Origin of the sequence: Puniceibacterium sediminis (genome assembly GCF_900188035.1) — a bacterium.
GTDB lineage: Bacteria > Pseudomonadota > Alphaproteobacteria > Rhodobacterales > Rhodobacteraceae > Puniceibacterium > Puniceibacterium sediminis.
The window spans coordinates 1-6,794 of record NZ_FZNN01000046.1 but is presented as its reverse complement, the minus strand read 5'-3'; the positions used below and the strand labels follow the sequence as shown (position 1 = coordinate 6,794).

The 6,794-nt window shown below is 52.9% G+C and carries 3 tRNA genes and 3 rRNA genes; all 6 read right to left on the bottom strand.

The window, feature by feature from the left end:
• Positions 1-77: transfer RNA gene (locus tag CHB75_RS20955), tRNA-Met, on the bottom strand.
• 90 nt (positions 78-167) lie between these two features.
• Positions 168-282, bottom strand: a 5S ribosomal RNA gene (rrf, locus tag CHB75_RS20950).
• A gap of 144 nt (positions 283-426) precedes the next feature.
• Positions 427-3,963 (bottom strand): 23S ribosomal RNA (locus tag CHB75_RS20945).
• A 497-nt stretch (positions 3,964-4,460) separates the two neighbouring features.
• Positions 4,461-4,536: transfer RNA gene (locus CHB75_RS20940), tRNA-Ala, on the bottom strand.
• A 36-nt stretch (positions 4,537-4,572) separates the two neighbouring features.
• Positions 4,573-4,649 (bottom strand) — tRNA-Ile (locus CHB75_RS20935).
• Between the two features lie 174 nt (positions 4,650-4,823).
• Positions 4,824-6,289 (bottom strand): 16S ribosomal RNA (locus CHB75_RS20930).
• Together the 16S, 23S and 5S rRNA genes with 3 tRNA genes alongside form the textbook arrangement of a ribosomal RNA operon.
• Positions 6,290-6,794 lie beyond the last annotated feature (505 nt).

The following is a 6,794-nucleotide window of genomic DNA, read 5'->3' as shown; positions in this document are numbered from 1 at the left end:
TGGTTGCGGGAGTAGGATTTGAACCTACGACCTTCAGGTTATGAGCCTGACGAGCTACCGGGCTGCTCCATCCCGCGACGCTTTTGGCATAGGCGTGTTGATTTATGCCAGGGTTGTGTCGCTGATCGTCGTTTAGAGAGATACTTGTATGTTCTGGGTCTTATTAGGTTTGGCGGTGACCTACTCTCCCACGTCTTAAGACGCAGTACCATCGGCGCTACGGCACTTAACGGCCGGGTTCGGAATGGAGCCGGGTGTTTTGCTCGCGCTATGACCACCAAACCGAATAAAACCCAGAACGTCGGGTGGTTTTGCCACCTGACAGGGTTGTTTTCCTCGATCAACGTTGTCCAAGTCGTTCGACTTGATGTGTATGCTTTCGATCTGTTCCGTAAGAGACGGGGTTGAGCCTGTCTTTTACTGGATCAAATCAAGCCTATCGGGCCATTAGTACCGGTCAACTGAACACATTGCTGCGCTTACATCTCCGGCCTATCGACGTGGTGGTCTACCACGGCCCTCAGGGATACCTTGTTTTGAGGGGGGCTTCCCGCTTAGATGCCTTCAGCGGTTATCCTGTCCGAACATAGCTACCCAGCACTGCCGTTGGCACGACAACTGGTCCACCAGTGGTTCGTTCACCCCGGTCCTCTCGTACTAGGGGCAACTCCTCTCAAGTATCCTACACCCACGGCAGATAGGGACCGAACTGTCTCACGACGTTCTAAACCCAGCTCACGTACCTCTTTAAACGGCGAACAGCCGTACCCTTGGGACCTGCTCCAGCCCCAGGATGAGATGAGCCGACATCGAGGTGCCAAACACTGCCGTCGATATGGACTCTTGGGCAGTATCAGCCTGTTATCCCCGGCGTACCTTTTATCCGTTGAGCGATGGCCCTCCCACTTGGGACCACCGGATCACTATGGCCGACTTTCGTCTCTGCTCGACTTGTCAGTCTTGCAGTCAGGCTGGCTTCTGCCATTGCACTCAACGAGCGATTTCCGACCGCTCTGAGCCAACCTTCGCGCGCCTCCGTTACGCTTTAGGAGGCGACCGCCCCAGTCAAACTACCCGCCACACAGGGTCCCGGATCCGGATAACGGACCGCGGTTAGACATCAAGCAGAACAAGGGTGGTATCTCAAAGGAGGCTCCACGAAGACTGGCGTCTCCGCTTCAAAGCCTACCACCTATTCTGCACATGTTCGGCCTAATGCCAGTGTGAAGCTGTAGTAAAGGTGCACGGGGTCTTTCCGTCTAACCGCGGGAAGCCTGCATCTTGACAGGCAATTCAATTTCGCTGAGTCTATGTTGGAGACAGCGGGGAAGTCGTTACGCCATTCGTGCAGGTCGGAACTTACCCGACAAGGAATTTCGCTACCTTAGGACCGTTATAGTTACGGCCGCCGTTTACCTGGGCTTCAATTCAGAGCTTGCACCCCTCCTTTTAACCTTCAGGCACCGGGCAGGCGTCAGACCCTATACGTCGTCTTACGACTTCGCAGAGCCCTGTGTTTTTAGTAAACAGTCGCCACCCCCTGGTTTGTGCCCCCAGCCTCTAGTTGCCTAGAAACCGGGCCTCCTTCTCGCGAACTTACGGAGGTATTTTGCCGAGTTCCTTCAACATAGTTCTCTCAAGCGCCTTGGTATTCTCTACCAGTCCACCTGTGTCGGTTTAGGGTACGATCTAGCGATGGAGCTATTTCCAGGAACCTCTAAGCGGCCCGTTCAATCCGATAAGAACGAACAACCTTCGAGATCCGTCACTTCCATCTGGCCCAGGAATATTAACCTGGTTCCCATCGACTACGCCTTTCGGCCTCGCCTTAGGGGTCGGCTTACCCTGCTCAGATTAGCTTTAAGCAGGAACCCTTGGACTTTCGGCGAGGGTGTCTCTCACACCCTTTGTCGCTACTCATGTCATCATTCTCACTAGTGATCTCTCCACCCGATGGCTCACGCCCGGGCTTCACAGAAAGCTCCTCGTCTCCGTAACGACCGAAGTCGCTAAAGAGACAGGGAACTATGTCACACTACGCTCTGCTACCATGCCTTACGGCATCCTAAGCTTCGGCTCATGGCTTGAGCCCCGTTACATCTTCGCCGCAGGACAACTTGTTTAGACCAGTGAGCTGTTACGCTATCTTTAAAGGATGGCTGCTTCTAAGCCAACCTCCTGGTTGTTTTGGTCGTCCCACCTGCTTTCCCACTTAGCCATGAATTAGGGGCCTTAGCTGTAGGTCAGGGTTGTTTCCCTCTTCACAACGGACGTTAGCATCCGCTGTGTGTCTGCCATCTAGTACTCCCGGGTATTCGGAGTTTGGTTAGGATCAGTAAGCCTGTGGGGCCCCATTACCCATCCAGTGCTCTACCCCCCGGGGTATTCGGATGACGCTCTACCTAAATAGATTTCGCAGAGAACCAGCTATCTCCGAGTTTGATTGGCCTTTCACCCCTAGGCACAACTCATCCCGACCTTTTTCAACAGGTGTGGGTTCGGACCTCCAGTAAGTGTTACCTTACCTTCATCCTGGTCATGCCTAGATCACTCGGTTTCGGGTCTGATCCATCTAACTCAACGCCCTATTAAGACTCGCTTTCGCTGCGCCTACACCTAACGGCTTAAGCTTGCTAGATAGACCAAGTCGATGACCCATTATACAAAAGGTACGCCGTCACAAGACTGGACACTAATAACATTCTTTTTGCGCTACCGCCTTCGGCTACTTGAGCGCGTTTGGCACTCAGTTTCGAAGTAGTATTTGCTGCCGACTATCTCAGAGGCATAGACACCCGGAACTGAACAGTCTCAATTCCCGGATTGTTGTCGTATATCCCTGCATTGGAACGGTGATCGTAGCTCAGCGCCATGCGCCAGCCACTACGGAGTTCATATCCGACCTCGATCCCCGATCTAAACTCGATCGGTCCACCCAGATCAAAACCTCCGTTATCGGCATAAAAGCCCGGCATTGCGTGCAGCTCTGCATAAGCAGGGCTGTTTGCAAGCTGCATGGTATAGGTCGAACCTATGCCCATCCAGGCTTCGCCACTCTCTCCCACTGACAGGCCTACCGCCGTTCCGAAAGGGCCATAGTTGCGGCCCAGATCGTAACGCAGGTAAACTTCGCCAGCGGTTTCAGCCCGCCGTTCCAGAACCTGTCCACCAGAGAATTCCAGACGCGGTGTCGTTTCCGACGCGCCGAGGCATCCCGTTGATGTTCCACAGTAATTCATGTTCATGTCGGTAAGACCGGCAATCAGCATGATCACTGCAAAGGTTCCGTCGGCCATGATATCCATCCTGTCACTTCGCCACTTGAGGACAGAATTACCGCCTCACGCAGCTGTTTCTACAGGACAATCCCATGGCGCAGATTGCTATTAGAGTCCAGTCAAGCTCCGACTGATTGTAGGCGTTCGGTTTCAGGTACTGTTTCACTCCCCTCGTCGGGGTGCTTTTCACCTTTCCCTCACGGTACTGGTTCGCTATCGGTCAGTAAGGAGTACTTAGCCTTCGGGGGTGGTCCCCCGATCTTCAGACAGAATTTCACGTGTTCCGCCCTACTTAATACGTTCCATTGAGCTTCCCATACGGGGCTGTCACCCGCTATGGCCAATCTTTCCAGATTGTTCTGGTCACTCTCAGGACTCGGCTGGTCCCCGTTCGCTCGCCGCTACTAGGGGAGTCTCTATTGATGTCCTTTCCTCCGGGTACTTAGATGTTTCAGTTCCCCGGGTTTGCTCTTATAAACCTATGTATTCAGTCTATAAGTACCTGTTTCAGCCCATTATAAGCAGCCTTGCGGCTATTATAACAAACTGTCAGGTGGGTTGCCCCATTCGGAAATTCATGGATCAAAGCCTGTTCTCAGCTCCCCATGACTTATCGCAGAGTACCACGTCCTTCATCGCCTCTTACTGCCAAGGCATCCACCAAACGCCCTTCTCGCGCTTGATTTGATCCAGTAAGAGCCAGGCTCTTTTACACCGCTATCGCGTTGCTACTTGAGCGCTCTTACTGCGGTCACAGAGCCTTTTGACTTCTCTGTGACACTAATCAAAAGCATACTTTTTCCCAGGCTGCTCAGTGCGCTTCCATCCTGAACGCCTAAGCATTCAAAACTTCACATCACCAAACAACCTTCGCGATGGTTAATCGCTTCGGTTCAGTTTCCGTGCAGGAACTGAACCGGGTTATAGTTTACTTGACTTGGACAACTCTGTTCTTTTCAGCGAGGCAGACAGGGGTTCGGTCGAGGAAACAACCTAAAGTCCTGCTCGCATCGGCCTTGCGGCCTTTGCACCCCACTGAGATCAGTCCCATACTCGGGCGATCAAACAGTGTTGATTTTGTATCTCTCTATACGATGTCAATTCGTCCGATTGGACGGTTAAACACTTGATAGTGCTTAACGATCTAATCGATGTTCTGCGTTGGTTCCACCCGCTTGGTAATGGTGGAGCCTAGGAGGATCGAACTCCTGACCTCCTGAATGCAAATCAGGCGCTCTCCCAGCTGAGCTAAGGCCCCATCAGTTTCAAGTACCCCAAAGGGCACAGGAATATATGGTGGGTCGAGGAGGACTTGAACCTCCGACCTCACGCTTATCAGGCGTGCGCTCTAACCACCTGAGCTACCGACCCAAGACAGACCGGTAGGTCTGTGATTATTGTTCTGAAGAGATATGAGGACGGCCTGGCCCGTTCTGATGTTGGTCTCCAAAGGTAGAGACCGTGCTAAGTGTTCCACGTTTAGTTGCGCTACCGCTTCGCTACTTGAGCGCGTTGGTAACTCCCTAAATCTAGGAACATCCTTAGAAAGGAGGTGATCCAGCCGCAGGTTCCCCTACGGCTACCTTGTTACGACTTCACCCCAGTCGCTGAGCTTACCGTGGCCAGCTGCCTCCTGCGAACAGGTTGGCGCACCGTCTTCGGGTAAACCCAACTCCCATGGTGTGACGGGCGGTGTGTACAAGGCCCGGGAACGTATTCACCGCGTCATGCTGTTACGCGATTACTAGCGATTCCGACTTCATGGGGTCGAGTTGCAGACCCCAATCCGAACTGAGACAGCTTTTGGGGATTAACCCATTGTCACTGCCATTGTAGCACGTGTGTAGCCCAACCCGTAAGGGCCATGAGGACTTGACGTCATCCACACCTTCCTCCCGCTTATCACGGGCAGTTTCCCTAGAGTGCCCAGCCGAACTGCTGGCAACTAAGGATGTGGGTTGCGCTCGTTGCCGGACTTAACCGAACATCTCACGACACGAGCTGACGACAGCCATGCAGCACCTGTCACTTGGTCTCTTACGAGAAAGCTGAATCTCTCCAGCGATCCAAGGATGTCAAGGGTTGGTAAGGTTCTGCGCGTTGCTTCGAATTAAACCACATGCTCCACCGCTTGTGCGGGCCCCCGTCAATTCCTTTGAGTTTTAATCTTGCGACCGTACTCCCCAGGCGGAATGCTTAATCCGTTAGGTGTGACACCAACAAGCATGCTTGCTGACGTCTGGCATTCATCGTTTACGGTGTGGACTACCAGGGTATCTAATCCTGTTTGCTCCCCACACTTTCGCACCTCAGCGTCAGTATCGAGCCAGTGAGCCGCCTTCGCCACTGGTGTTCCTCCGAATATCTACGAATTTCACCTCTACACTCGGAATTCCACTCACCTCTCTCGAACTCTAGACTAGTAGTTTATGAGGCAGTTCCGAGGTTGAGCCCCGGGATTTCACCCCATACTTTCTAATCCGCCTACGCGCGCTTTACGCCCAGTAATTCCGAACAACGCTAACCCCCTCCGTATTACCGCGGCTGCTGGCACGGAGTTAGCCGGGGTTTCTTTACCAGATACTGTCATTATCATCTCTGGCGAAAGTGCTTTACGACCCTAAGGCCTTCATCACACACGCGGCATGGCTAGATCAGGCTTGCGCCCATTGTCTAAGATTCCCCACTGCTGCCTCCCGTAGGAGTCTGGGCCGTGTCTCAGTCCCAGTGTTGCTGATCATCCTCTAAAACCAGCTATAGATCGTAGACTTGGTAGGCCATTACCCCACCAACTATCTAATCTAACGCGGGCCGATCCTTCTCCGATAAATCTTTCCCCCGAAGGGCGTATGCGGTATTACTCTCAGTTTCCCAAGGCTATCCCGCAGAAAAGGGTACGTTCCCACGCGTTACTAACCCGTCCGCCACTACACCCGAAGGTGCCGTTCGACTTGCATGTGTTAGGCCTGCCGCCAGCGTTCGTTCTGAGCCAGGATCAAACTCTCAAGTTGAAAAGCTATTACTAGCTTATCCTTGACGTTCGAACCTCTGCACATCGTTCTGCATCCTACCGCTTCGCTACACATGAACAGTCGAAACCATCCATCCGCAACTCACGAAGGTCACAAAACAGTCTCTGTCTGATGTACATCAGTTTCCATTGGAAACCGAAGTCCGTCAAACAGTGAAGCTGTAACTCTATCATCGGAACCGAAATCCCTAAGAGCCGATATGCAGCGTTTGTTCATCGATTTGAACCAAACCGCCCACATATCTCTTCAGATATTAGCAATGTCAAACAGCGTTGAAGACTAAAAGATACACTGAGCGCCCTAACTTTCCGGCGCGCACCGCATCCAAACCTTCGAATTTCTAAAACCGCATCGTCTGCGAACCGTCCCAAGCGACCCTAGCCGCCCCGTCCCGTTCGCCCCGTCTGGCGTCCCGTTAGCGCCTCAGCGCCGCCGGTGAGGGGGGTTCTACGGTTACTACACAAAACCCGCAAGCGCTTTTTTC